Below are 26,285 nucleotides of genomic sequence, written 5' to 3' on the forward strand. Positions count from 1 at the left end.
ACAACCGCAACCATGCCAAAAATGCGAACGCTGCGAGGTGGATCGTGAAACAAATGTTATTGATTTTTGGGTTTCTTGGAATCGCAACACTTTTGGCGCAACCCGAACCCCGCCTCGCGCCAACCGACTACCCAGAGCTCCAAGCCCAAATGGCCGTACCCGCCGATTGCGGTGGCGACGCCTTGACCCTTTCCGGCGAGACGGTTTTTGACTTCAGCGGCGCCGAGCCCCGTGTCTCCGATGCTGCCCTCGAACCTTTCGTGACCTTCTCCCGCAACGGCGACAACCCCGCCAACTGGCGGGCCGTGGTTGCGTTCGGCAACCGTGCCGTCACCCTTGCTGCCGGCGCTCGGATGCGCACCTACGCCGGCGAGGGCCAACCCGCGCCCGCTTTGTCTCTGACCACCCAATGTCGCTTGACCGTTGCCGCCGACGCCGCCGTGCGTCTCGACGCCGACAACGCCGCTATTGGGAACCTGACCCTCGCCGCCGTCGCCGGCATCACCATTAACGGTGAGGTGGGTCTGGTCATTGGCGGCACCTTCGGTCGCTCCGGGGACTTGACCCTCGCCACCGGCTCCGGGAACCTTCTCTTGGGGCCTACCGGCCTTCTGCGGCAACAAGGTTCCCAGGAAGGCAGCGGCGATGTTCATTTGCTTGCTTTTTCCGGCGGCGATCTTGAACTCAACGGTACCCTCGACGCCGTCCATATTGCCAACCGCGTCGCGAACATCCGCGTCGCTGCTTTTGCCGGCGCCGTCACGATCAACGGCCGCACCGAACGCGTTTTAGCCGGCGACGGTTTTGGCTTTCAACGGGAGACCACCGGCCTGCGCATTCGTGGCGAAGGCGTACCCGCCAAAGCCGAAATGATCCTTCAAGCCGCCGGCGACCTTCGTGTCTTGGGACCCGGTACAACAGTTGCCGCCGGTGCCGATGAAGCCGAGTTCACGCTTAACTTGGAAAGGGACGATCTGCCCGGCACGCCCGTGACCGCGCGGTTCCGGCAAGTCGCCGCGGATACCGTCGCCCTCAGCCTCCAGGTTCAGGGCGCCGCGCCGCTCACTGCTTTGATGATGAACCTCGCGGAACATATTGCGATTGATAACTTGCAAATTGCCTCCGACCAACTTACCGACCAGCGCTATGTCGTTCGCGACGGGGTCGGCGGAATATCAGGTGCTTGGATGGCGCCCCCCGGCCCCTGGGATATCGGGCTGGGTCTGGACGGCACCGCAAGCGCGGAACTCAGGTTCACCGCTCCCGGCCTTCGCTATGCCGACCTGCTCGTTCCCGGCTGGGAGGGATTCGTGCTCGGCGTGATCGTTGCCCGCACCGACGAAACCGGTAAAACCGACAACTTCGCGCGCCTGTTGCTACCCGATCCGAATTTTAGTCCTAGTCAGGGTCGTGGCGCCTTGAGCATCTCCGGCAAAGGCCCCGGCGGCGATATTCATCTTCTTTCCCTGGAAGGTCGGGTGACTTTGGTCGACCACGCGATTGATAACCGCAATCCCGACAACCGCGACGCGCGCATTTCCCTCCACGCCCAAGGCGACATCCTGCTCAGCGCCGGCGAACGTCCGGCGGTGGTGATTAACCATCCGCTGGGTCAAACCAGCGCGCGCAGCCACGGCGGTTCCGTGCTTGTGGGACAAAGGGTTAACCTCGACGCCGTGGGCGGCGGCCACGAACTGGCGGCCTGTACCGGGGTCACCGTGGAAGGAACCGTGAACCCAGCGGATACCGACACCAGCGACGACAACGGCCCCTGTAGCCTGACCCTCGCGCTGACCTTCGACGAACCGGTCGAGGACAGCCGTATTTACCAATTGCCCCTTGCCGTCTCCGGCACCGTGGCGCCACCCAATGCCGCCGTGACCGTGGCGGGTCAAGCGATGACCGTCTCCGGCGACGGTTCTTGGCAAGGCCGCCTGAGTCCTGAACAAGGCAACCAGACTTTAACTGCCGTCGCGGTCTTGGGGACACGGCGACTTGAGGTGCAGCGGAACCTCTTCATCGATACCGAACCTCCCGTGGTCTCGATTCTTGCCGCCGATCCCTTGGTTCGGGGCCGCGTCGCCCCTATCACCGTGACCGCCGTCGACGCTTCACCGATCAGCAGCCTTCAACTTTCCGTAAACGGGTCGGCCCTGCCCGTGGTCAACGACAGCAATCAGGCCGTTTTTTCGGTTAATGTGCCCAGCGACGGGGTTGCCTCGCTAACCTTTGAAGCCGTCGCCACCGATGCCGGCGGCGCCGTCGGCCGTGCCGCCTTGGCACGCGACTTGGTGAACCCCGACGACCTGCCCGAGGTTACCCTCATCATCAGCGAACCCGAACCCAACCAAGTCTTTCGCGATCCCGACATCACCCTTGTCGGCCGGGTCGAACCCGCCGACAGCCGCCTGCTGATTAACGGTCACCCCACCGCGCTGGACGCCGCCGGGGTTTTTCGCGCCCCGCTTCGTTTGAACAGCGCGGAAAACGACGTCCTCTTTCGGGCTGAACGAGCCGGCTACCGCGCCGCCCAAACCAACCGTCTTTATTACCTCGACGACGCGCCGCCGCGCATCAAAATCAGTCAGCCGGAAAATCCCGCCTACACCCATCTCAGCCCCATCGAAGTTGTCGGCCGAGTGGTGGACGAAAGCCCCGGCACCGTAGACCTCACCCGAAACGGTGAACCCGTTGCCTTAGACGAAACCCTGTTTCGTGAACGTGTGAGCTTAACACCCGGCGAAAACACCTTGGTCTACCGCGCGGAGGACGCGCGGGGTCGCAGCGCGGAGGAAACCGTCACTGTTTTTTACCGTGGCGAGGGACCCGACGTGGTTTGGGATCATCCGGCCACGTTAATACCCGGAGACACCTACAGCTATACCGTTCGCCCCGAACCCGGCGAGGACGTCACCCGTTTTGAAGTGTGGCAGGGTGCTGAACGGGTGCATCGTGCCGACAACGGGCAACCCTTCACCCGCGAACAACAGCATGACGGTTATACGCCGAGCGTCGACCTACGCGCCGTCGTCATCGACCGCTTTGGTAACCAGCGGGATAGTACCAGCCGCATCGAGGTGGTCGGCGCCTTCCGTGTCCATGGCCGCCTCCGCGATGACCACACCAGTTATGCGCTGCCCGATGTGACGCTTCGCTTGCGCACTCAACACCAAAGCATCGAGGCCGTCACCGACGCCGAGGGCCGCTACGATGTGTACCTTTTTGGCGATAACTTTGCACTTGAGGTCAATCACTCGGATTACCTGCCCCAGCACCACGCCCGAAACCTCACTTCACCCAGCACCCGCATCGCTGATATACGCCTTACCCCACGCGGCCCAGCCGACAGCAGCGCGGGCACTGTGCCCGCCGGATTTGCCGACTTTCGGCTCGGCGGCGCGGGCGGTGCCATTCGCATCACACCCTTCTCCAGCCAGGCCTTGCCCTGCCTGCTGCCCGTTGGTTGGTCGCCGCTTGCCGGTGCCGAAATTAGCGGCCTCAACGCACCAGCCGACTTAACCATCACTTGGTCCAACCCACCTACGGTGGGCGACGCGGCCGTTGTCCTTCGTCGCGAAGGTCCGGCGTGGCGGGTTTTGGCACCCTTCGCCGGCCACATCGCCGCCGTTACTGTGCCCGATGCTGACAACGGCGCCTATTTGGTAGCGGTCCGCGATACCTGGCATCAAACCGAGCCGCCGGCCCTGGACAGCTTGCTCCAGCGCACAACCTTTCCGCGGGTTCCCCCTAACACCCTCGCCGGCGCCACCTGCGATCCCGAGCGGGTCAGCTTACTGGAACAAGCCGAAACGCAAGTCTCCACCTGGGTTGCCACGCGTGGGAACCTTCCCGCCGGCGCCCTCGCCACCATCACCGTCGCCGAATATCATCAGCGCTATAACGAATCACTGGAGCTGCCGGAGCAGCCTCTGGACGTCGTCCTTTACAGCCCCGCTTATGGACCTGTCGACAGCCCGCACCGTATCGGCGGCACGCTGTCCGTGCGTGCCGTCGCCGAGGTCGCACCGGACCTCACCCAGCACGGCAGCCTTTCTTTTACGACTTTTCCCGGTCGCACCGACCCCACCGGTTTTATCGCCGATCAGCCCGTCCAACAACTCGGCCGACTCAGTCTTGATTTCACCAACAGCAGCGACGCACCCCGCGTGGTTGGTGCGCGCTTAACCGCCGTCACCGACTTGGCCTACCTCGCGGGGGTCACCACCGTGGCCGGGTTCCAAATAGATGTCGGCGGCAGCCTGGACACCGGTCCCGTCGTGCGTTTCCCGGCCCCGGAACCGGGCGTCACCTTACTGCTGCTGGAACGCAACGCCCCCAACCGCTGGTTCTACCGCGCAACGCTTAGCGCCGACCCGGCCGAACCAGGCGTCGTGCGTGCCACAAGCAACGCTATGACTGACGGGGGCACCTTTGCCGTGATCGCCGTCCAACAAGCGCTTTGCACTGTCAGCGGTCGGGTCAGCGACGGCGGCAACGGCCGCGCCGACGTTCCTGTTTACAGTTCCCACCACACCTGGGCCGCACAAAGCGACGGCGACGGCCGTTTCCAACTACCGGTATTCCAACGGGAGGACGGCGGTTTCTTGCGCGCGGCGGCAACGGTCGACCGTCGTGTTGCCCGGCGTGACTTACCGACAACGCGAGGTCGGGAACAGCTTGTCGATCAGGACCTCCAACTGGGAGCGACCGCTTTTATTGTCCGTGAAAGTATCCCTGAGCATGACGGCATTCGTGTGCTCACCACCACCCCGATCACGCTTACTTTCAGCGAACCCGTGACCCGCGACACCGACAACCTACGCACCGCACTGCGCTTGGAAACCGAGGCGGGCGTCACTGTGCCCACCACGCCGCTCGTTGAACCGGGCCGCAACCTGGTGCAACTGCTGCCTGACCGCGCCCTGGATCCTCTCACCAGGTACCGTCTGCGCGTTACCACCGCGCTTCTGAGTCTCCACGGCCAAAACCTGGACAGCGCCTACCAGATCCTTTTCACCACCGCCGACAACCGCCCGTTTGAGGTCGACTTAACCCGTTTTTATCTGGAGCAAACAGGCACGCAGCTGTTCCTTGTGGCACCAAGCGACACCCTTCCCGCGGGAACCGGCCTGCGCATCACCAGTCGCGCCAGGCAACGATTCGTGGACGTAGAACTGGACGGAGGCCCCGTGCGTGTCGCCGTCGACGCCTCACCCGGAGAGCAAGTGATGCTCGACGCCGCCTTACCCGACGGGACAAGGCGCCGCCACATGGTCAGCGCGGTTAACCGCGACGGGGCCTGGTTGCTCGGTCCCGATCCCTTAACCCTAACCCTCGACGCCGACACCGAAATCACCCTCGACGGCCTGGAAATGAACAATCCACCGCCCGTCCGTATTCTCAGCCTAGCGCTTGATGACGCGATTGCCGACCTGGCCCAAGTCCCTGCCCTAGAGGCCCTTGCCGACGGTACGCCCCTCCGCCGCATTCGGTTCGAACAGGTCGAAGGCACTCCCCGTCATGTTCCTCTAAAAGGGCGATTGCGTTTAACCCCACCCGAGGAACTCGGTCCCGGCGGACCTATCTTTGGTGCCATGATGTACCGACCGGTGATGGCGCCCGCCGATCCCACTGAACCCAATCAGCTCAGCCCCCAGTACACCGGTTCCGTGGTGGACTTGGTTTCAGTGGACGAGCAAGGCCTTGACCCCGCCCGCCTCGATGATGAAGGCCGTTTGGTCATGCGTTTTGATTTCAGCAACAGCCCGGACGACGTGCTGCCTATTGCGCAAACCGGCGATCTTCGGAACCTGGGCAAACGTGCCCTGCCGGGTTCGCGTGCCATCGGTGGTTACCAGGTTATGAGAGGTGGAGAACATCCAGACACCCCTCGGTTCATGAACTTTGACGGTTCTAGCCTACCCCATCCAGACATCACCCGGCCGCCTTATGAGGATGCCCCTTTCCAGGCGGTACCGAATAACCCCGACGCCAAACCCGTGGTCGGCGCCATTTTGTACACGACCTTTGGCACCTTACGCATGGTGGGCGCCACCAACCGCTTTGGCCGGGCGACCTTTACAGAGGTCGGTCTCCGCCAGCGGCCTGTCCTCATGGACCCAGCCACCGGTGAGCTTTCCTCCGGCATCGCCTCAACGGGCATGGGCATCATTAACGATTCGTTTAACCTACCCCTCGCGAGAAGCATTAAGTACACCGTCGTGTTTGACCCGGTTACGACCCTCGCTGACCGACAAAGTGGTGATCGCCCGCCCCGACTCAGCTTGCGTTGGCAAGTCTACGATACTGAACAAGACGGCGCTGTTTCCCTCAACCCGGAGGAAAGCGAACGCCTGCAAGAAAATCTCATGCTTGCGCGTGACGGCCGCTTCATCCGTCTAACGGTCGACACCGACCAGGCAATCAGCGCCCAGAACTTCGCCGTCTCCGGCAGTGGCACGGTAATCCCCGACGAGGCGGAAAGCAGTTCAACCCACCTGGTCTACAACCTACCCGCCACCCTAACCGCGAACCAAAACCTGCTGCAATTGCGCCTGACAATCACCGCCGGCAATGGACTCTCCAGCGTGGTAGAACGCTCTATTCTGGTTCGAGAGCAAGGTACTTCCGCCCGCGCCATCGACGGCCAGGCCCCGCTTTTGGTAAGCCACGATCCCGACGAAGATGCGACCGATGTCGCCCGCGACACCACCCTGTACCTCGCGTTTAGCGAGCCCGTTCTCGGTGTCGGTCCCGGTTCCATCAGCTTGCAGGGTGGTGGCGCCACCGATCTTTTGTTTTTCGATCAAGTCGGCCTGGAAATACAGCCCGACCAGCGGGTTGATCAGGTTTTTGTCGTGCCACATGGTGCACTTGATCTGGACACCACCTACACCCTGAGTTTGAACGGTCTGCGCGACACCAACCCTGACGATCCCGCTTTTGAAGCCACCTCTTTTTCATTTACAACCGCCGGTGTGCAGGTCGATGAACCTTACACTCCCGACGTCTACAGCGAACGCTGGCCGGGTCTCGGATTGACGTCCCAGACCGCATTGACCGCCCACCGCAACCTGATCCTTTTTTTGCACCTGTCCGAAAGCGATCAAACCAACATGGTTCTGGATGTTTTTGACGCCCGCAATTCCGGCGCGCCCATGAGCCGTATCGCCTCCCATTTTCTGCCGGTCCTTCACCCCACCGAACACTGGTCGATCAACAACTTCGCCATGCAACTGTTCTTACCCGACGACCTCGAGGAAGGGCCCGCTGAGGATCTTGACTTCACCAACCTTGAGGACCGTACCCGCCAACCGCTGAACGACATTCCCGACGGCAGTGTGCTGGCGGTTTCCCTCATCGAATGGCCCGTGGAATTCACCTTGCGCGCCTACCCCGCCTTAAGGCTCTACCGCTATGAAAACGGCGCCTTTAGCCAAGAACCGGTATTGCTGCCCTTGGCTATTTCGGGGTTTCCCTCCGTCTCCGCCAAAATCGGACCCTACCTGTTACAGGGTTTTTACCGGACCAATGGCATGAACGGCCAAACCAAGGCCTACGACATCCGCACCTTGATCCGCAACGATTGGCGCGACACCATCGATCCCAACGATCTGGTCCCCGAAGTTTTCCGCAATACCGCGGTGGTGGCCGAGTTCCCGACGCCCGGCAACATTCTCAGCTTGACCGCCTTTTCCCGCAACCAAGACGGCAGCCGCCGACCCACCTTCCTCGCAAGCGGTATGCAGTTCCCCGCCATCTACGACTTCGACCCCAGCGCGGTACCCCGCAACCTGAGTTTACCCCCGGCGGAGGAACTTCGTTACGACGAGCGTCTGTTGGCGCAAACCCGTTATCCCTCCGACGTCGACGCCATCCAGCGTCGACCGATGGAAACCGCCGCATTGGAAGATCTGACCTTCCTTGATCCCGCCACGCGTCGCCCCACCACCCGTGATATCGCCCTATTCCTCGACGCCACTCAAAGCAGCCTCAATGCGCCAACCGTACTTTCTGTATACCTGGTACCCCGCGAACCGCAACCCGATACCCTGCTTGAACCCAGCGCCACGCTCAACTTCCCAAGCGGGGCCGTGGCGCTAGAAGCCGACACCGCCACCGGGTTACTCGCCGTGCAAGGTGCCGGCGGAATTTATAGTGTGATGGATGTGCGTCGTTTGCTGGAGGCCGATCCCGCCGATGTCGACTTGGGGTTTGAACACCCCGCCTTTTTATTCCCACCCCGAAGTGGTTCCTTCCACGACCTTTTATTCCACGAGGGCAACCTGATCGGCGTCGACCGCACCAGCTTGCAACGCATCAACGTCGGCGCACGACCCTACCGCATGATCGGTTGGGAAACCCTCGACCTCAATCGTTTCACTCGCGCGGCCCGCGAGGAGGTTGACCTTGAAACGGTGACCTACAACCCGCACATCGTGCTTCACGCCACCGACGAGGTTTTTGAAGCCGACACCGACCTTGCCATGCACATGGAAATCGGCACCTTTGCCGTGCAGTTATTGCAAGCCGGCAAGGTGTTTGTCACCTTTGAGACGCCGAACGGGGACGAATTGGAAGAACGCGAACGGGTCTCCCGTCAAAACACGGCGACGCTGCATCACTTTAACAGTTTGGATATCGCCGAGTTTTACCGCGATGAATCGGCACGCGAAGCGCTCCGCACCAACGGGTTCCAGCCGTGGTCCGTCCGCTACCGCATTGAGGATGAGCGTGGATTTGTGTTGCAGCGCGATGAACTGCCGTTTTTGGTGGCCTACCATCCGCCGAACACCCGCTTCATCGATCCTAACCGCACCATCGAAGGCCTCGACGGTTTGAGTTTAATGCCGGACCTGGCCGTGATGGATCGGGCCGAATCCAGCGTTGATCCACGCCTCGATATCTCGCTGCGCCGGATCTACAACCACCACTTCGCATTTGAAGGGCTCGCCTTGGGGAACGGCATGGCCAACGGCGCCTTGCTGTATTTCAGTGCCCCGCTGTGGTGGAACCTTGAGGTCGAGGGGGATTTTCGCGAGCAGGTTTTTGGCGCCGACAACGCCGTGCCGCGTTTTGTCTTTCACCAGCCCGGCCTGTTCCGGTTGGATGCTGAATGGGACACGGACAACAACAGCCTCAAACCCCGCAATGATTTACAAGCCGAGATCCTGCGCGAGAACAACCGCTGGGTGGTTCACCACGGCCGCCGCATGAAATACGTTTTGGCAACGCGGGCCGCTCAATTCCCCGACCTCAAAACCGTTTTCACCCGCTGGAACCGAAGCCTGGAAAATGTCACGGAACGGGATTCACGCCTGCGTTTTCCCTTGTTTCGGATCCCAGCCAAGGCTGACGTTCCCGACAATCACATTGCCCCGATCAAACTGGACAGCCAGACCGACAGCGCTTGGTCCAACAAAATCACCACAAGTTCACGGCTTGGCGCCAACGACGATCCCCGCGTCATCACAGAACAGGTCAACGATTCGGGCGGCAAACGCACGCTGACCTTTGCGGGGAGATCCTCGGATGTCGGTACCCGCATCGAAAGCGTCACGCTGCCGGGCGACGGGACCAAGGTCGCTCTGACCCATGACGCCCACGGGTACCTGACCGAGTTGGTCCTCGACCAGGGCGGTTCCGCCGAACGACCCGTCCGCTACACCTGGCAAGCAGTCGGCCCGGAACTGGGCGATTACCAACTCAAACGCCTGACCGGGATTCAACGCGGCAGCGGTGCGCAAACCCTATCGGTCACCTTTGGGTATCCCGACGACAGCTTGGCTGTTTCCCAAATCACCAATCCCTTCGGCAGTAAAAACGTGGGGATCACTCGGGAGGGCGGCGTCCCCACCGCTGTCACCGTGCCCCGAGCGGGCGGCGCACCCAGCGCCCATGTCGCTTTTTCAAATGACTCGGGAACCAGCTTGTCCAGTGGTTACCGCATCGGCACCCAAAACTTTGACCTCACCTGGGAACAGCGCACGCGCGACGCCGATCACTTCTCCTGGCTGCTCACGGCCGACAGTTACTTGACCCAAACCTTTGCCTACGACGATCAAGGTCGCATGACCCAACACACCCGGCTGGGCGGCAGTCAATCTTGGGCTTATGGTTACGAGGCGCCCTTCCACAACCAGCCGCGGTCCTATACCGATCCACTTAACCAGGTGTTTACCCTCAACCTAAGCAAAGACAGACGGGTTTTGACGCGGACTGCCGGTGAAAAATCGACCTCCGTGCGTTTGGGTTCCTCCGGCGGCTTCATCGGTAGCACCGATCTGCTCGGGCTCAGCACCGGCGCCACCGCGTCCCAGTTCTACGTACCGAACGGCGGTCAGTTCAATGCCCAAAACGGGCGGGTCACCCAAACCCGCCTTGTCGGCAATAAGCTCGAACTGGGGGAAGTAACCCATAACAGTGCCGGCGAGGTAACGCAAAGCACCGCGATGGGTATCAACCACGAGGTGACCTACGACAGCTTGGGCCGGGTTTCCCGTGTCACGGATGTCAACAACGACGTCATTACCACCCGATATACCTATTCGGACGGCCTCTTTGAGGTAACCCATACCAACCAAACACGCGGTATTGTTCAGGTTAAAACCTTCGACGAAGGCGGCCGACTCACGCACCAATCCGCAAGCGGCGGGGGCGCCACCCGTTCCGCCAGGTACAGCTACGACGCCCTTAATCGTCTGACAAACATAAGCGACGGGCAGAATCCCGGCGAACAGGTTTCCTATGGGTATGCCGGGGATACCGGGATCGTTTCGAGCGTCAACGACAGCGAGCGTTACCGTCTCAGTTATGCCGTTAACGAAAGCCCATGGCAGCCAACGCTCGGCCAGGCCACGGTGACCGTTGACGGCTTGAGTCGCACATTTCAATTTGGCACGGACCGTTTGGGTCGGGTGGTGCGCGGGCAACAACCCGAATGGGGTATGGTCGATTACGAATATGACGCCTACGGTGTGCTGACTGAAGTGACCCCGGTCGGTGGCGAGGATGGCCTAACCTTCAGCTACGGTGATAAAACCGTAACGGTTGAAGATGATCTTGCCGAGGTCACGGTAAGCCATCAAATCACCGACGCGTCCGGGTTGCAGGGCGTGACCAACTGGTCGGGTGACGGGCTCGGAAGCCCAGGAATAACGATCACGGAGGGGACCCGCGTCGGGCCGGGCACAACCCAACACGGCCACAGTATCGCCAATGTCAGCGGCAATGCCTTCAGTGCGATTACCACCGGCACCACCGTCAACAGCCGCGGTGGTTTGATGGAGGTCGTCGACGGCCATCAAACCATGGTTGCCGCGGAGAGCAACAGCCTGGGCCAGGCCACCAGTTTAACCGGTTCTTTTTCAGCCGATTTGACCTTCGACGACCTTGGACGGCTCACGGACGTGACCAATGTCCACGGTCACGAAGTTGACTTGAGTTATGACAACCAGGGCCGACTCAGCGGGGGCACCGATCCGCGGGGAAAAAGCGTCGCCATTGATTATCAAAACGGTGCAGGCGATGTTGCATCGGTCCAAAAAACAGGCGACGGTGATACCGTGACCACCTACGCCGCGGAGAACCAAACCGGCAGCGAATCGCGGCAATGGATTAACCGCAACCAAGGGACCGGCGTGACCACCGTCCAACTGGGCACCGAGTACCGGGTCACCAATCCCGATGGGGAAACCGGCACCTTGCTTTTTGACGCAACGCGGGGTTGGTTGACTGAGTGGACGAACTTCTCAGGAGAACGAACCCAGTTTGCTTGGTCCAACGCCGGCCGTGATTTAACCGTCATCTACCCCGACAATACCACCGAGACCTACGAATTTACCGGTTTGGGTGACCTGCAATCCTGGCAAAACAGCGACGGTAAGAAACTGGACGTGACCCGTGACGCCGGCGGCCGGATCACCGGCTTGCAAACGGAACGTTACGATTACCACATCAGTTGGGCGGGGAGCATTGTTCAGTCCATCACCGGCGGCGAGGAGGACATCCGCTTCAGTGACTTCAACCTCCAGGGCTACCCACAACAGGTTGATATCGGTGATCAGGTCAGTCACGAGGTGCGTTACCAGCAGGGCGGACGCATCGGTTGCATCATCAGCACGCCCAAGGGCGGCTTGCCCACGGAACGCCGGTACAACAGCCACGGCGATTTGGTGTTCCAGCATCGCAATAATCGCTGGGCCTCGTATACCTACAACCAATGGGGTTACCCCACCTCGATCACATTAGCCGGCGGGACCACGCACCATCTCAACAATGATCGGTCCCTGGATCGCTTACCCGGGGTAACCGTCGAACGGGATCATCAAGGCCGTGTCATAAGTGAACAGCACGACGGTCTGCGAGAAAAAACCATCGTACGTGATGCGCAAGGCCGTGAAACCGATCAGTTGATCGGTGGGGAATTACAACAATCCCGTCGCTACGAAAACGGTAGGGTCAGCTCGGTGACCCACACAAGCACCACCTTTGGTTCGGAGACCTATGGCATCAACTACGATGGCAACGGCCGGGTCGAAGCCGTGCGCGAGAGCCAGGTGGTTATTGAACAATACGATTATTTCGAAGCGTCGGAGAGCCACGATAAGCCGGCCCAGGTCGGTTTGGTTGAAAGCTACCGTGACCCCAACGGGGTGGACATCAACTACCAATATGACGAACAGGGTCGCCCCAACCTGATCCAAATCAACAACGGTCCGGTTTTCCGCTACACCTACAACGAACAAGGCCGTCAAACAGGTGTCGAAGTCATGGACATGCAAGCCGCGTTCACCGGGTACGAGGACGGCGTCCCCGGCAGCATCACGTATGGCGATGGAACCCAGCTAGCTGTTGCGCAGGAGGAAGGGCGCATCCGGTCGATTCGTGCGCAAGACGGTTCCCTCGGCATCAATTTCGAGTGGTCCGGTAGTGATCAAAGCGGGTGGGATTGCGGCAACGATCCCAATGTTGCCGTTAACGGCCCGCGTCTGGATCAAATGGAAAAGATCGGGCCCGGTTTGCGGGAGGTGATCACCCCGGAATACAACGCGCGTTTGAAATTAACCGGGATGATACATGAGCGCACCACGCCGGAAGGTGTTTTCCCCATCACGGAAGACTACGGCAATATGGCGAATGACGTGATGAGGGGCATGCGGCGAACCATTGGCACCAACAAAGCCCCGATTGTGGACGTCACCAATACCACCGATCCCACAACCGGTGGGCGTCGCATTCTGAGCCAGGGTGACCATCGTTACCAATATGATCCGGCAGTCGGGAATCTGACCAACATTCATTATGGAGAAGGGCGGGAATACGCGCTGAACTACGATGGTTTCCACAGGTTGCGCGAGATCAACGGGCCGGAAGGCGAGCAACAGGTTTACCAATACGATACGCGTCACCGCAGGGTCAGCGCGACCAGCCGCTACACGGACGGCCGTTTGGTTTACGTGTACCAGGGCTCGAGGGTATTGGCGATAGGGATAAATCGAGGCGAGTCACAGACCACCTGGACCCACGCGGTGGGCCACGGCCCACTGGGGCCGGCCCTGCTCAAAGATCTAACCGGATCGGGCAACGACTACTACATCCTAACGGACCACCTGGGAACCCCCTTCGCCTGGAAAAACGCGGCAACGGGCGAGGTCAGTTACACCCTATTCAACGCCTGGGGCGAGCTGATCATGGATGGCGATCGCGCCCCGCCACCGTATGCACACGGCGGACAAGGCCCCAGCGGGGGCGCCCCCATCCCAACGGACGCGGTTTTCCCCGCCCCACCGCTCGGCCTCTCCGGTCACCTTTACGACCACGACACCGGCATGATCTACATGCACCACCGCTACTACAGCCCGCGGCTAGGCCACTTCCTAAACCCCGACTACCGCGCCCCCGATATCTATGATCCCGGTACTTTTACTCAGCCTTATGCTTACGCTGCCGGAAATCCAATGCTATTCTGGGATCCCAACGGTTTGCTTGAAGTCAGCTTAAGAGGCATTCGATATTATGAGGAATACAAATTCCTATTTGTGGTGACCCGAGCAGTGGAGATATACATGAAAAGAAAGATAGAAACGGAAGACGGCTATCTAGACAATCTTCTAACAACTACAATGGAACTCGAAAAAGCAACACGTCCAGACGACTACAGACGAGGAAACAAGTTCTATAAAGGCCGCTCAAAAGAATATTTATTTGATTCTCTTGTGCCAGGAAAAGGGACCATGGTAATGGAGGGAACGGACATGAGTTATCGAGGTGTCTATTATCCTAAATATCATCCAAATAATCCCTTGGCAGACACATTTAATGATATCGATTCATTGCCAACGACTGTAATAAAGCTTAAAACTTACGACGTGCCCAAAACCAAAGAAGACTTCTGGAGGAATTCACTTGCAACAGTTGTAGCGACAACCTTACACCATGAAATGCGTCACATGTTAGATAATGAACAACCTTTAAACTGGCGTTACTTTACCGCTTTTTCATGGATCAAGCAAAAAGGTATCACCATTTACGAAAAAGATTTCACAACTAAAGAACTCTCTGAAAGCACACAAGAAATCCGTACTGATGAAGGACACAGACACAATATTAAACATTTTGGTTTTCACACCTCCCCAGAAAATGTAAGAGCAGCACTTTCTGGTCATTTTTCAGATACCGCTTCAGCTCAAAAAATCACAGAGCTAGAGAACATCATCAAAGAAGTTAAAGCTGTCGTAGACGCAATCGAAAAAAATGAGTCGATTCCCGAAACAAGCTTCTCGATCGACGACATCGACTATTGGCAGATAAGGATCAAACATGCAGGGATATTCTTTAATCACAACTTCTGGGATTAAAAAACTAACCATGCGAGGTTATAAAGCCGTGTGGCTTTTTCTCGTGATTCCAGTTGCACTTTTCAGTTGTAGGAAACCGACTCCGCCAAAAGGGTATCTAGAGGCATCTTTGCTCCAAAGCACCCTACAAGGTGACCTTAGATCGGCAAGAGAGGCAATAAAAAAAGGCGCCTCACCCAATATTAGGACTCCAGATTCAGAGCCTCTCATTAGCTACGCTATTAAATCAGGTAATTTTGACTTTGCACTTTTCCTACTAGATCATGGTGCATCCGGGAGTAAAGTCGGTTACTTTTACAGCGATCCTCCATTTTTTCACGCGATGAAAGCTAACCATCTCATGCTTACAACAATATTATTAGAAAAGTATCCTGAATCGCTTTTCTTGATCACCAGTCCTGAAGAATTTTCATCTTACGGGAACATAGAAAACATTCCAGAAGATCATAGGTCGCTCATTCAGACAACTTACAAAAACCACAAAAGTAATTATAAAAAATGGATACGTCTTGGATTAGCAAGCCAAGACAATGACCTTCAACTTTTTAAAAAGCTTTCTAAAGAGGAGTCTGATCTATTTAAAAATCACAGCCCTAATGCTACGTTTTTTTTCTCAGAGCTTGTTTTTCATGAAAAAATCGAATTCATGAGTTGTGCTATAGATTTAGGATTTGACATAAACAGCAAAACAGCAAAAGGCAATACTCCCCTCATAGAAGCCTATGCTTCAAAAAGGTCTGCCTCATTTAACTTTCTTATAAAGAGGGGTGCAGACATTAACATACCCAATGAACGCCTCGATACATTACTTCACCTTGCAGTTTTAAGAAAAGACAAGACAACAGTAGAGAAATTGCTTAAGTTAGGAGCTAAACCAAACCGATATAACCTTTTACAGGTCACCCCCTTAAGCATGGCTATCTCCTTAGAGGCATATCAAATAGAGTCCCTCCTCAGAAGACACAGGGCCGTTGACTTTCCATGGCCGGCTCTTTCCCCGTAGTGTCCCAAAAATAAGCGAACCGCCGATTTAGAAAAGGCCCTTACTTTTCAACAGATCCCGCCCTTCAGATCTTCCAAAAAAAGCCGGAAATCTTGTCGTCAAGGGGTGCCGTTTTGGGGCAAAAGTTTCATTTTGGGGATGCTTCGGCCTTTCAATGTTAGCCGCCAAAAAGCTGCTATTCCGAAACGTGATTATAAAAACGGAGTAAACCATTGCTCTTACTTTCCAAAAACCAGACGGCTTTCAAGGCCTTAATGGGGCTACTCCTCGCGGAAAACGCTACATAATCACGCAAAAGGAAGCACGGTTGTTTTTCGAAAAAATCACAACTAGATTCATGTATCCTTACCGAATAATCCGAATTACGTGCTCAGCGTTTGCGCTCAAATTGGGGGACTGGATGGTAATACCTCGGCTTTTACCCGAGTGGCGGCCAAGAGTTCTCGAACCGAATACCAGTAGTACCATTTTTCTCATATGAACCAAATGTGACCCCTGCTTTCGCGAATAACAATAAGTTCTTGTGATGCCTATCTGTTCAAGTGATTGAAACAAAACTGTGCCTGTTTGTAGCATTAGATCAATTAGGCTGTTTAATGGTGGTCGTTTGAAAATCAAAAACTAGGCAACATGGTACCCATAAGTACATAATGATATATTGATCACGTGATCGCAGAAAATACGCTTTGACGTTGTGGCTGTTTTCTTTGGCAAGTCCAGGGGGAAGCAAAAAAAACACAATAATACGTAAATGGATTGACTGACAAAGTGTAAGTATTTTATATTTATGAAAACATACATATGGAGTTTAGAATTATGCGACGCCCAGCCGGAAGGCCTATGAAATATTCAATACTTATAGAGCAGCTTGATGAGGATGAAATTTATACACCCGCAACCATTGCCGACTTTGCCGAGGTTAGTGGCTTTATTGACGCACCCAAGGACACTAATGAATACCGACTTGCGCGCCAGCGAGTAAGAATCGCGATGGGTCGTTTTTCCAATAACCATCGCTTTCCCGACGAGGGCGATGGGTTTGTGACCCTGAAAGGCCAACCGCCAATACCCGGTTGGTTTGGGTGGCGCTGGAAAGCGGCCATCCACGATTAGCCCGCAATGCTCGCCAGCTTTCGTTGCGAGCGTTTCAAAAACCTAGCAACAAGGGGTTTGCAACCGAGAGACGGCTCTGGGATCAACCTTTCGGTGCAGCCGCGCGCCGTCGAAGGTAGGTTCACCCCGTTGCCGTGCAACGGGGGAGCAAACGCGGTGATTGTAGTTTTTTTAGCTCGAAAAGTAGAAGGCTCGTGAGCTATGCGGCTTTGAGGAACATGTTTGAATCGGGTGCCGTTTACACGGTTACCCATCCATTCGTTTTCTACCTACAGAGGCATTAGAAAAACAGCTTAAGTTACACCAACCACCACCGCTGCCGCGCTCCCTGAACAACTGCCGTTCTTGGCCGGCAAAACCAGGGCTTTCGCCTTACGCGTCGCATCTTGGGGCTTGCCGGCGAGCACGTTTTGCATAGTGTGCTCACTAAGCGCGTTGTAAACACCCGGCGAACAAAAAAGAAACGCGTCGCCCGGTGCCAAGTCCACCGCGCCAAACATGGCGTCGTGAGGCGAAGCACCGCCCAGGTATTTTGTGAGAACGTGCCGACCTGGATGGGCGTGGTATGCATCGACTGAGATGGAACCCTCCCGGAGCAACTTCATCGCGGCCGTATGATCCTTGGTGACGCATCGAAGCCGGCCCCCGCGAAGCCGGTACAGGCGGGTATCGCCCAAATGAATAAATACCAATTCCCGGCCTTGGATCATACCCGCGGTGAGCGCCGTATGCATGGCCGAAATCCCCCTTGTTTGGCCGCTCATTCTCCGCAACTGGTCATGGGCACGGCTTACCGCGTGCTGTAGAATCGCTTCCAAGGGGTTCGCATATTGTTTAACCGGCGGCGACCCCCAGCTTGAGTGCCAGAACCAATGCCCCCGGTCGCGCGCCAGTTGCAGCAACACCGCGACACGCTGCACCGCCAAATAACCGGCCAACTTTTGCGCCGCCTTCTCGCCCCTTCCCGCGGCAACCACAAAAAAAGGCGGCGCTCCGCTGCAACAGAAGTTGCCGGCGTGTTCTTGGCCGTCTCCCCCCTGAGTGGCATAACCGCCGACGTCCAAGATGAGGGTTCTCATGGGGCTCCTCCCGTATTCGTTTAGATCGTCTGGGATGTTTTTGGCCAAGCAGGCCGGGGGCTGTCTCTCTCGAAGCCCGATTGCCTCGTTGGGTTTGAGGTCGGTCGGTGCCAAGCCAAAAAAAACGCGTTCGGTTTGATTTGGTACCGGGTCGGCGGCCGTTCCTGTTCCTAAGAACTTGCCGGCCAAGTACCCAAACCGAACGCGGGCCGAGGAGATTGCAAGGGGTTGTTTCAAAAGTTGTCGCTTGGCGACTTTCTTTCTGAGTTCTCCAGGAAACATCGGCAAGCAAAGGATCACGTAATACCAAAGCGCGATTGTCGACTGAGCCAATCCGCCCCACCTTCGAACCTTCTGTTTTTGACAGAGGGCGTGGGATTGGCCGTTTCGCCCCCTTGCCGCCAAACGATGCCGGCTCCTTGCATAAACCGAAGGCAAGGCGCCCAGTGGGTACGCGGGTTGGGCCGTGTCGCCAAGCCCCTCGGCAACACGACCCCCCGAAGAAAAGCGCCGCACCCGGCGCGGAGAAACACAAAAAGATATTCTTAGAAACCCGCTCATCGCAAAACGCTCAAGCTGAAACGGACGGCGTCGTAGCTTTTGGTTGCAGACCCGCGGGCAGCTTTACGGTTCCGGTTCGTTGAACCCAAGCGCGGAATAGGGCCATATCAACCAGGAAGATACCCAGCACCGGGTCTTTGTACACGCCCATGGTCTCCCGGGCATTCGCTAAGTAATGCGCTTGGTTTCGCAACTGGTAGGGCTTAAAGGCGATGACCTGACACACGTCCTTCAGCCGATAGGTTTGCTCCATTTGCCATAACCGCCGGGCATCGCAGCCGGGGGGTAATCGCGAAAATGGAGGCTGGAGATGGGCTCGGTAGTACGGGGCAAAGGTGGCCATGCGAATCATCCAGAAGGTCCACAGCTTGCGCAAGCCCATCACCGTATAAGGATCGCGGCCTTGCGTCTCAAGCTTTTTTGCCTCGCGTTTCAAGGTCAAGCTGTTGAGTTGGAGAATGGGGACCACATCCTTGGCATAGAACAGGCCGGGCTGCGCGAGGAGTTCCTCAATCCCCCAGTCTGGATCAACGCCGCCGCTGATTTGTTCGTCATCATGGAAAATGGTTTTCATCGGCCTGCCTCCAAAAAAGAAAAAAGGGCCGCGACTGCTCAGCGCGGGTTCGTGTGCTGCTGGTTACGAGGCCTTAAGCGGCCAAAAAACACGGGAACCTTGCGTCGACCTCAGTCGCGGCAAAAAGTTACCTTAGCGAACATGACTCATGGTTGATTGCCGGGTAACGCCCGGCGGCCTGGACGCGGCAAGAGCACCGTCCAGTGATGGTTTCGCGAGGTCGCCCTCTGGGTGAAATGCTGCAGGACACGGTGCCCACGGGGGCTCATGTCGGGGGAAAGTTGGGCCGGCGAGATCCGTGGATCGAACGCGGGGTGCCAACCACACCAAAACCCATCAGGGTGTTTCCGTTTCCGATGGGTTTTGATCTGGGGGACGCGGGTTATCGCCGGCCCACAATTTGAACAGCCAGCGACGGAATGCCGGCATCTCGACCAAATACCGGTTAAGTTCGGGGTCTTTGTAGACGCCCATGGTTTCGCGCGGTTTTGCCAGGCGTCGCGCTTGGTACCGCAACTGATGACCGGAGAAAGGCGTGATGTGCTGAATGTCGGACAGTAGAAACACACCATCTTGTTCCAACAAGGTATTTTTGTCCCAAGTGGGATTAACCGACCGAAATATGGGAACCAGATGAGCGCGGTAGTAAGGTGCGAACACGGACATACGAAGGTACCAAGCGCCCAACACCTTGCGAACGCCCATCACGCGATAAGGGTCCCGTCCTTCTGCCGCCAGCTTGTCGTGCTCGCGTCTTATTTCGCGAGACGTCACGGGCAATAGTTCGACGAGGTTGACCACCCTGATCATGCCTTTTTGGCGGAGCAAGGTTTCAGCAGACCAATCTGGATTGATAGGGATTAAGGTTTGTTCTTCTTTATCAAAGACGTGGGTCAACGAGGGTCTCCTGAAAAAGGGGCCGCGACCGAAAGCAAGCGGGCCGTCACGAGATGACGCCCACGCTCCTGCGAGGCCGACCGACTGCCGGATTGAATCGGCCGCGACCCTAGACGGATAAGCTGCGAACCGCTTTGGCTCAAGCGGCTCCTGGATGTTCAGATTCGTGGTTTAGTTTTTGCGAAGCCGGAACCGGGCGAGGGTTCCCAGCCGCGCGGGTTTGCGTTGAAGGACGGGATTGGGGTGGACCTGCTCAAATCCACGGGGTGTCTTGGTTTGAAGGAAAGGAATACCGAATCAAGTAAGGGCGGGAACAGACGGGTTTAGCGTGGCCGGCCAAGCCAAAGGTCGGACAACCATGCCGAGAAAACCGGCATGTCCACCAAATACGCCTGCTTGGGCTTATGGAAAAAGACACCCATGGTGTTGCGGGCATCGCTGTGGCGTTTGGCTTCTCGCCGCAATTGGTACGGTTCAAAGATGAGGTGGCGGCACACCTGCGCCAACCGATAGACGCCGCCTAAACGAAGCATTTCGTTGGTGTCCATGGCCTCAAGCTGAAGCTTGCAAATGGCAACGGGCTCTTGGCACCTCATGGCGAACCGCCGGCTTTTTGCACACGGATTACGATGACGGCGGTATCCTTGCGCGGCTGTTTCTTTTTGACGGCACCAATCAGTTCATTCGCACAGAATTGTGCATCGTCCCGACAGCCGCTAAGGATTTGGTGAATCTCTTGGTAGGTAAGCGCTTTGATCCCTTTGTTGCAAAACAAAACCAAATCATCGGGGTAAAGCGCCCGTTCGATAAACAGGGATGGTTTTGTTGGATGGTCTTCCGACGTAGTATTTAGCCGAGAGTGACAATCACCCAGCATGGCGTCCTCGGCATCACAGGAAATGCATTTCAAGTCGTTCCTGGTGAACAGATAAACGCGGTTCAGGCCGGTTTGCGAAATATAAGCCCTATTTTTTACAAAAATGGCACTGGTAACCCCGGCTTTAATTAGCGCCCATTCCTTATGTCGCTTCTTGAAGTCGATGAGGTAATCGTGGGTTAGGTGCCGCGCGTGGACGAGAATAGATTCCGGTAATGTTTGTTTCGTTTGCCGTGGTTCATTTTCCCAACAAGTCGGCCAGAGCCAGCGCCCGTCTTTGGACCAAGCATCATCGACACATCGTGCCATGCGACGACTCGAAAGATGGGATGCAAAATGAGCGGAATCGCCCGGCCCTTCTCCATCTGCAAGAACACAAAACCGTTGCGCCTCTTTAAACAACATAACGGTACTTGTTTTCGTTGTATTAACCGCGGGACATTGTGCTGTCCCGGTTTTAAGGGTGAATTCGTTTGATGTAACATCGTCTTGATGAAGAACATAAGATTGCAACATAAACAGCCTTTGTAAATAGAACATATCAGGATGGAACAGAATAGAAAGTAAATTTGCCTGTTAATCCTGTGGTGACACCTCGGTGCCCTTTCTGGAAAAAGACTAACGCGCTCCTGCATTGCTTTTCAAGAGAAAAATTGCCGCATAGAGTTAGTATCTTAAAGAAAATAAAATGCATATCAAAAAGAAAATCATATTCACGTCGTCAAGCCGGTCACCCTGGCCTGAAAATCACGAAACAAACGGGTTAACGGGTGGCGTCAACTCTAATCCAGGGTGTTAAACCGAGGCACTTAGGTGAAAAGGAGAGCTGTTTTTTGCTCGAGGGTTGCCCAAAAACGAAAAACCGCAACCATGAATATGAATGAAATTAAATGCTTTCAAGCACTTGGCGCAACGTCGGCTGTTCATGTTCTGTTTGCGGAGGGACCACTTTCACAAGACCGCCGCGTTAATCACGGGTCACCCGTTCTATTTTCAGTGCAAGCCAAATGGCCCGCCTGGCTGACGGCACCAAGCCGAGGGGCTGCTCTAACAAAAACATTTTCAGCGGTTTGAAAAATGACAATTGAATATTCATTTATTTTCCATATAGTTAACTGTGCCCCGTGAACTTTTTACCACCGCGTAACAAGAGCGCCCGGCGTAAATAATCATTCGCTTGCCTCGGGAGACCCTTGTCACACCAGGGTCGGCGTGATCGACCTTGGTTGACGGCGTAAGTACGTCTGTCTAGAATATTCCGGCAATCAAAGAGTTTTATGACTCATATAAGAAGGAAGCGGTTGCACTCCGAACCGTCGTGAACCCAAGGGTAGCTGGTCCAACACAGGCGAAACGGTACGCCTGGCGACCAGCGGGTCTTCACCTTTCCTGCTTTCATCGAACATTTGGAGGAACCATGCCGGAGGGTAAACAACAAACCGGGGAGACGGGCAAGAACACCTCGGAACAACGTGGCTGGGAGCAGGAACCCATGTTGATCCTGCTGAGGGACAATTGGGCCTACACGACGGGGGATGTCCTTGAGCATTGGCTCGCCGACCCCGACCTATCACGCGAAGAAAAAGACGCGATCCTTGATAAAAGAACCACGATCCAGTCCTATCTCAGTCGGTATATGCAGATCCGGGAGAACAGGGTACGCAAGACCATCAATGACAACGCGATTCTAGAGGAAGACCTCGACAGGATCTTTTCACCGGTTGACACCCAACCCTACTTGCGGACCAACTCCCACCAAAAGCTTTTCCTGGGGGCGCAATTTAAATGGGTGGCCGGTCGCTATTTGGGTCTAGCGGGAACCCCTTCGACGGAAGACACACTTGCGTTGCTGAGGGCGTCAGAAGAAGGCTATCAGCGTTTTGACGTGAAAAAACTGAGCGAACCCGCGCCGGCCGTGGCGGCCGAAGAAATTCAGACCCCCGCGGTCCTCGCGGATGAAGTGGTACAACACCCCGGCGAATCGGTTGGCGACGCGGCTGCAAATCAAAACAGCAGGTTTTTTAGCGGCTTCAACCTCAACGTCATGACGCGGTGGTTGGTATTTAACGGGTTATCGGCCAAGATGACGGCCGTGGTGTTTTTAACCTTTTGTGTCGGCTTATCCTTTGGCGCTTTACTGTGGGACCAAACCACGGGCAAGAGATTGGAGAATTTTGAGAAGAAGTGGAACACGGAAGGGCCCCGTGTCGTCGATGGCGTATCCGATGTGACCGCGGGTAAGGTGCTTCCTCCAGAGCAGCTATATTTGGCCCTGTGGAAGCGCGCATACAATCCAGAGCTTGACATAGATGAGATACGCCCTCTTTTCGAGGCGCTTTCGGATAAAACAGAATATAAATGGAAAGCCATGGCAAGTTATTCCATGGGTGATGCTTACATTAATCGAGGCAGAGTTAATGAGGCGCTTAAACATTACCAAGACGCGGAAGGTTTTCTAACGGGGACAGAGCTTTCATCGGATCTAAGAAAAATACATTTAGCCAAAGCGCGTTGTTTCTTTCATCTGCAGGATGCGGAAGCATTACTTGAAGAAACAGACAAGGCTCGTAATATCCCCGTGGCCAGTAGCTATAGCCGTATTCAATATTTCGATGCACTCTACTGGTTTTTAAAAGGGGATCTCCCTACCGCGATTAGCCACGCAAAGGAATCACTGCATATCTCACTATCAGAGGGCGCCAAGGGGCAGTCCGGTTACTACTACGCAAGCCTTGGGCTTTTCTACACCGCGGACGGAAGACTTGATGATGCTTACCGGCACCTTAGGCTGGCCCAAGAGATTGCAGCCCAAACCAATGACAAATCATTAACGTTCCAGCTTCAAGGTTACGAGATGCTGTGGGCCGAATATATGAACTTGCCCACTGTTGCACCTGAAGGAACACTTAGTCGCGACTTATTCGAGGAAAGCTTGATTTTAAGACGGTCTTTTATTGAGTTAGCTCGTGCGCAATCATCCCAGGAGGAGTGAATTATGAGAATAGAAGGCGGATTTGTAAACAGTCCTTTAGCGGCCTATCGGTCGGAGAACACCAATCAAACAAAGTTGTCCAATGAGAATACCGGCCAAGCTACGGCGCTCCAAACAGACACAGTCCAACTTTCCCAGGAGAGCCTAAAGCAATTTGATAGCCAGCCGACTCCTACCGCTACCTCTGATGCGATCCCACCCAACGAGCCGCTTACGGGAAAACCAGGCTCTGGAGGCGGTAACGGCGGCGGTTAAGGATGTCACCTAACCCAAGCCCCTTGCCAAGATCAGAAGTTCCAGTCGAGGAAATGGTTTGCCGGTGTTTGATGTCCCACAAGCAGCACCAATTATCGCGGCATCGCGGCCGAAGAATGGCATGGTTTCGAAGGCCATACCGAGTGACCCACATATAAAAAGCTACTCTTTGGTTGGTCGTGTCCATCGAAAGGAATAACCCATGAAAATTGAAAACGGATTTGCAAACGGTCTGTTAGCGGCCTATCGGCCGGAGCAGACCAACCAAGCCAAACAATTCAGCGGGAATGCTGACCAATCGACGTTTTCCCAAGCTGATGCGGTCCAGCTTTCCGCGGAGAGCTTGGTACAATTTGATGCCCAGTCACCCCTTGCCACGGATGCCGTCCCCCCGGACGATCCGCTGACCGGAAGGCCAGGCAGTGGAGGCAGTGGCGGTGCCGGTTAAGGAAACTAGGGCTTTTTTACGGTTCGAAATCCCAGTTTGAGTTAACGACTGGACGGGAATTTGATGTTCCCGCCGGCGAGGCAACGCACCATCCTTCTATTGAAAGCCTCCATTTGGGGCTCTCCCGAGGACCCTATGGGGCGAGGTCGCGTTCAGCCATTCAAAAAGGAGAAACCCATGAGAATCGAGGGCGGATTACAAAGCAGCCCGTTAGCAGCCTATCGCTCGGAAATCACCAGCCAAACCAAAGTGACCGAGGCGAACTTAGCAACAGCCTTCCCCCAGGCCGATGCGGTTCAACTTTCCGACGAGGGGATTAACCAATTTGAAACCCTTCCGAGCTTGGCCTCTGAAGCCTTCCCACCCGAAGAACCCTTAACGGGAAACGGCGGTGGTGGCGGCAATGGGGACGGCTAAAGGCCTCATTACACCGGGCCTATATCAGAATCCCCAGCTAACCACCCGATCTATATTTTATGTTCCCATCGGCGTCGCGAATGACCACCGCCGGTTTCGGTTTGTCCCTGGGTGGAAAAACGAACGCCAGGGTCCGTTTCCCTTTGACCGGGTGAACCAAAACCTGAATCTTTTCGCGCCGTGCGACAAAATCAAATTCAGCTTTCACGATTTGGGGCCGCTCGCCCCCGCCTAAATCAAAATAGGTGTTTTCGTGGTGGTCATGTGCATCTCGTGCCTCCAGAAGCAACAGCAGCCGTTGGCTGTACATCGCCTCGGAAAGTTTGACTTGGGGCCGTGAGGACTGGGACGTTCGCGTCGCGCGTTTTTTCTTTTTCGACTTTGCCATGCCGGCCGCGTCCTTGGGTTCAGATGATCGTGCCTTGAAAACGCCGGATTTTAGCACGCGCCTCCTTTCATTGGGAGCCTGTCCTGGCATTCATAACGCCCAACACCGCGGCCGCACGACCTGGCGGGTCGTGCCATCATGTTGTGGGGAACCGCGAGATCTCGGAGGAGGTGCAGGCCACCGGGCCGCGGCGTTACAGTTTCTGCAAAATGGTTGCGGCCTTCATTCGCGGTTATGCCAACATCCCCGATGAGTTTCCAGGCGCCGGTTATGACGGGGAGGCGATCAAAAAGCTGCAGCGCGAAACCCGCGACTGCGCAACGTCAACCGGCTGGCCGCACGTGAGCACTTTTGACGAGGTGACGCTTGGGAATGGCGACTTTTTGTTCGCCGGAGTAGTGGTTTCGCTTTTTTTGACCACGGGAGTGCTTCTGTTTATCGCTTAGCCAGATTTTAGAAGATTCCTGTTCCGACGTGGGTATTGCAATTCAAGGGAATGCTAACTTCCAGTTGGAACCTTGGACCTCTTCGCGCGGATCGCTTCCAGCGAATGTTTGGACAGCAGCCACTCTGCCGCGATCCTCGCCCGAATCTCGGCGAGGTCGAGGCGGGGATCGGCCAAGTTTTTTTCATCAGCGGGGTTCAAAAACTGGTCTTGGCGCATTTTCGATAAGGTTCGATCCCAGCCGATTTTGTGTAAGCCTACCAACGAGGGTTCAGACGCAAAGCGTCGAGACGGCTACACTTCCTGGAAAAGGTTCAGGAGGTTGCTTTGGGAAAGCTAAGAATCGAGCCAAAACAGAAATCGCCGGGTTTCATTCGT

14 protein-coding genes are annotated in these 26,285 nt (G+C 56.1%); 7 read left to right on the forward strand and 7 right to left on the reverse strand.

What is annotated here, in order from left to right:
• The first annotated feature begins 53 nt into the window (after positions 1-53).
• The 3 genes from J3U88_RS17870 (at position 54) to J3U88_RS17880 (ending at position 16,974) form a co-directional block, all read left to right on the forward strand.
• Entirely contained in the window at positions 54-14,858 is a 14,805-nt protein-coding gene (locus J3U88_RS17870; RefSeq protein ID WP_243436015.1) for an Ig-like domain-containing protein, read from the forward strand.
• On the forward strand, positions 14,821-15,861 hold the full coding sequence (locus J3U88_RS17875) for an ankyrin repeat domain-containing protein (RefSeq protein WP_207860300.1): 1,041 nt from the start codon (positions 14,821-14,823) through the stop codon (positions 15,859-15,861). Before J3U88_RS17870 ends, J3U88_RS17875 begins: the two co-directional genes overlap by 38 nt.
• 840 nt (positions 15,862-16,701) lie before the next feature.
• Entirely contained in the window at positions 16,702-16,974 is a 273-nt protein-coding gene (locus tag J3U88_RS17880; RefSeq protein ID WP_207860301.1) for a hypothetical protein, read from the forward strand.
• A gap of 293 nt (positions 16,975-17,267) precedes the next feature.
• Here the strand turns inward: J3U88_RS17880 and J3U88_RS17885 are convergent, their stop codons facing one another.
• From J3U88_RS17885 to J3U88_RS34680, 6 genes are all read right to left on the reverse strand, one after another.
• A complete protein-coding gene (locus tag J3U88_RS17885; protein ID WP_207860302.1) occupies positions 17,268-18,053 on the reverse strand; it encodes a PP2C family protein-serine/threonine phosphatase in 786 nt (261 codons plus the stop codon).
• 571 nt (positions 18,054-18,624) lie between these two features.
• The gene (locus J3U88_RS17890) at positions 18,625-19,188 is read right to left on the reverse strand and encodes a hypothetical protein (protein WP_207860303.1); all 564 of its coding nucleotides are present in this window, start codon (positions 19,186-19,188) and stop codon (positions 18,625-18,627) included.
• A gap of 336 nt (positions 19,189-19,524) precedes the next feature.
• On the reverse strand, positions 19,525-20,085 hold the full coding sequence (locus J3U88_RS17895; protein WP_207860304.1) for a hypothetical protein: 561 nt from the start codon (positions 20,083-20,085) through the stop codon (positions 19,525-19,527).
• A gap of 323 nt (positions 20,086-20,408) precedes the next feature.
• A complete protein-coding gene (locus tag J3U88_RS17900) occupies positions 20,409-20,681 on the reverse strand; it encodes a hypothetical protein (RefSeq protein ID WP_207860305.1) in 273 nt (90 codons plus the stop codon).
• Positions 20,678-21,478, reverse strand: coding sequence for a PP2C family serine/threonine-protein phosphatase (locus J3U88_RS17905; RefSeq protein WP_207860306.1), 801 nt, complete (start codon positions 21,476-21,478; stop codon positions 20,678-20,680). Before J3U88_RS17905 ends, J3U88_RS17900 begins: the two co-directional genes overlap by 4 nt.
• A gap of 451 nt (positions 21,479-21,929) precedes the next feature.
• Complete coding sequence (locus J3U88_RS34680; RefSeq protein WP_279382563.1) at positions 21,930-22,058, reverse strand: hypothetical protein; 129 nt, start codon at positions 22,056-22,058, stop codon at positions 21,930-21,932.
• 321 nt (positions 22,059-22,379) lie between these two features.
• Between J3U88_RS34680 and J3U88_RS17910 the strand changes: the two genes are divergently transcribed.
• From J3U88_RS17910 to J3U88_RS17920, 3 genes are all read left to right on the forward strand, one after another.
• On the forward strand, positions 22,380-23,954 hold the full coding sequence (locus J3U88_RS17910; protein ID WP_207860307.1) for a hypothetical protein: 1,575 nt from the start codon (positions 22,380-22,382) through the stop codon (positions 23,952-23,954).
• A 457-nt stretch (positions 23,955-24,411) separates the two neighbouring features.
• Positions 24,412-24,657, forward strand: coding sequence for a hypothetical protein (locus tag J3U88_RS17915; RefSeq protein ID WP_207860308.1), 246 nt, complete (start codon positions 24,412-24,414; stop codon positions 24,655-24,657).
• 177 nt (positions 24,658-24,834) lie between these two features.
• Positions 24,835-25,074 (forward strand): hypothetical protein, encoded by a 240-nt coding sequence (locus J3U88_RS17920; RefSeq protein WP_207860309.1) that lies wholly within the window; start codon positions 24,835-24,837, stop codon positions 25,072-25,074.
• 37 nt (positions 25,075-25,111) lie between these two features.
• Here the strand turns inward: J3U88_RS17920 and J3U88_RS17925 are convergent, their stop codons facing one another.
• Positions 25,112-25,462, reverse strand: a complete 351-nt coding sequence (locus J3U88_RS17925; protein ID WP_207860310.1) for a hypothetical protein — start codon at positions 25,460-25,462, stop codon at positions 25,112-25,114.
• Between the two features lie 143 nt (positions 25,463-25,605).
• Between J3U88_RS17925 and J3U88_RS17930 the strand changes: the two genes are divergently transcribed.
• Complete coding sequence (locus tag J3U88_RS17930) at positions 25,606-25,908, forward strand: hypothetical protein (RefSeq protein WP_207860311.1); 303 nt, start codon at positions 25,606-25,608, stop codon at positions 25,906-25,908.
• Positions 25,909-26,285: the final 377 nt, after the last annotated feature.

The sequence above is a fragment of the Acanthopleuribacter pedis genome (genome assembly GCF_017377855.1).
GTDB lineage: Bacteria > Acidobacteriota > Holophagae > Acanthopleuribacterales > Acanthopleuribacteraceae > Acanthopleuribacter > Acanthopleuribacter pedis.

What these genes read in the sequence shown, in the direction of transcription:
- J3U88_RS34680 (WP_279382563.1), bottom strand. Translation starts at nt 22,058, where the DNA reads ATGAATATTCAATTGTCATTTTTCAAACCGCTGAAAATGTTTTTGTTA.
- J3U88_RS17905 (WP_207860306.1), bottom strand. Translation starts at nt 21,478, where the DNA reads ATGTTGCAATCTTATGTTCTTCATCAAGACGATGTTACATCAAACGAA.
- J3U88_RS17870 (WP_243436015.1), top strand. Translation starts at nt 54, where the DNA reads ATGTTATTGATTTTTGGGTTTCTTGGAATCGCAACACTTTTGGCGCAA.
- J3U88_RS17885 (WP_207860302.1), bottom strand. Translation starts at nt 18,053, where the DNA reads ATGAGAACCCTCATCTTGGACGTCGGCGGTTATGCCACTCAGGGGGGA.
- J3U88_RS17915 (WP_207860308.1), top strand. Translation starts at nt 24,412, where the DNA reads ATGAAAATTGAAAACGGATTTGCAAACGGTCTGTTAGCGGCCTATCGG.
- J3U88_RS17910 (WP_207860307.1), top strand. Translation starts at nt 22,380, where the DNA reads ATGCCGGAGGGTAAACAACAAACCGGGGAGACGGGCAAGAACACCTCG.
- J3U88_RS17890 (WP_207860303.1), bottom strand. Translation starts at nt 19,188, where the DNA reads ATGAAAACCATTTTCCATGATGACGAACAAATCAGCGGCGGCGTTGAT.
- J3U88_RS17900 (WP_207860305.1), bottom strand. Translation starts at nt 20,681, where the DNA reads ATGAGGTGCCAAGAGCCCGTTGCCATTTGCAAGCTTCAGCTTGAGGCC.
- J3U88_RS17925 (WP_207860310.1), bottom strand. Translation starts at nt 25,462, where the DNA reads ATGGCAAAGTCGAAAAAGAAAAAACGCGCGACGCGAACGTCCCAGTCC.
- J3U88_RS17920 (WP_207860309.1), top strand. Translation starts at nt 24,835, where the DNA reads ATGAGAATCGAGGGCGGATTACAAAGCAGCCCGTTAGCAGCCTATCGC.
- J3U88_RS17875 (WP_207860300.1), top strand. Translation starts at nt 14,821, where the DNA reads ATGCAGGGATATTCTTTAATCACAACTTCTGGGATTAAAAAACTAACC.
- J3U88_RS17880 (WP_207860301.1), top strand. Translation starts at nt 16,702, where the DNA reads ATGAAATATTCAATACTTATAGAGCAGCTTGATGAGGATGAAATTTAT.